Origin of the sequence: Kitasatospora sp. NPDC059571 (genome assembly GCF_042735675.1) — a bacterium.
GTDB lineage: Bacteria > Actinomycetota > Actinomycetes > Streptomycetales > Streptomycetaceae > Kitasatospora.
Map to the genome: position 1 here is coordinate 1 of NZ_JBHWBW010000849.1, position 1,264 is coordinate 1,264.

Consider the following 1,264-nt stretch of genomic DNA (forward strand, 5'->3'; position numbering starts at 1 on the left):
GCCAACTCGTCGCCACCTTGTGGCGAATGCACAAGGGACCTTCCGGGGTGCTCCCAACGATCCCCTCCCCCCCGGCCGGCGGGGTCGTCCCCAGCCGGGACTGGCTGATCGGCCGGACCGACGAGCGGGTCGCCCGCGACGCCACCACGCTGCCCCCCGAGGAGCTCGGGCCGGCCCGGCCGCTGCCGCCCGGCGCCCGGCCGGTCCCGCCGCGCGTCCCGCAGCAGGGCCGCCGCCCGCTGCCGGCCGGCCCGGAGGGGGTCGAACCGCCCACCGGGCGGGAGGCCCGCGCCGCCGTCCGGGTCGGACGCGGCGACATCGCCGCGATCCGCGCCGTCGGCGACCTCTTCCGCGCCCTCGACCACGCCTACGGCGGCGGCCACGCCCGCCAGGCACTGGTGCGCTACCTGGAGAGCGAGGCCGAGCCGATGCTGCGCGGCCGCTACGGCGAGCAGATCGGGCGGGCGCTGTTCGGCGCGGTCGCCGACCTGACCCGGCTGGCCGGCTGGACGTCCTTCGACATCGCCGCGCACGGGCTGGCCCAGCGGTACTTCGTCCAGTCGCTGCGCCTGTCCCAGGCGGCCGGGGACCGCGTCCTCGGCGGCTTCATCCTCACCACGATGAGCCAGCAGGCCGTCCACCTCGGCCACGGCCGGGAGGCCATCCAGCTCGCCCGGGTCGCCCAGCAGGGCGTCGGCACCACCGCGGCACCGGTCGTCCAGGCGATCATGCACGGCGCCGAGGCCCGCGGGCACGCGCTCCTCGGCGACGTGCGCTCCTGCACCACCGCCCTGGTCCGCTGCGAGCGGGCCCTGGCCGCGGCCCGCCCCGCCGACGAGGCGCCGTCCTGGGCGCGCTACTTCGACGAGGCCCAGCTCGCCGACGAGTTCGCGCACTCCTACCGCGACCTCCAGCAGTGGCGGCCGGCCGCCCAGCACGCGGAGAAGTCGCTGCGGCTGCGCGCCCCCGCGTACGCCCGCAGCCGCATCCTGTGCCGGCTGGTGCTCGCCACCGCCCGGCTCGGCATGGGCGAGCTGGAGGAGTCCTGCACGATGGCCACCGAGTCGCTGCGGGCGGCCGGCGAGATGCGCTCCGCCCGGACGGTCGAGTACCTGCGCGACTTCCACCGGCGGCTCGCCCCCTACCGGGCCACCCCCACGGTGCGGGCCTTCGAGGAGGCGGCCCGCCAGGCGGGGGTGATCTGAACGGGCGTGACCCGAGCGGGGGAGGCCCCGCCCCGCCGGGGGCGCGGGGCGCCCCCCCC

The 1,264-nt window shown here is 78.4% G+C and carries 1 protein-coding gene; it reads left to right on the plus strand.

Features of this window, described 5'->3' with window-relative positions; genetic code table 11:
• A partial coding sequence (locus tag ACFV0G_RS39500) for a regulator (protein WP_380558807.1) occupies window positions 1–1,205 on the plus strand: 1,205 nt, incomplete at its 5' end.
• Between the last annotated feature and the right edge of the window lie 59 nt (window positions 1,206–1,264).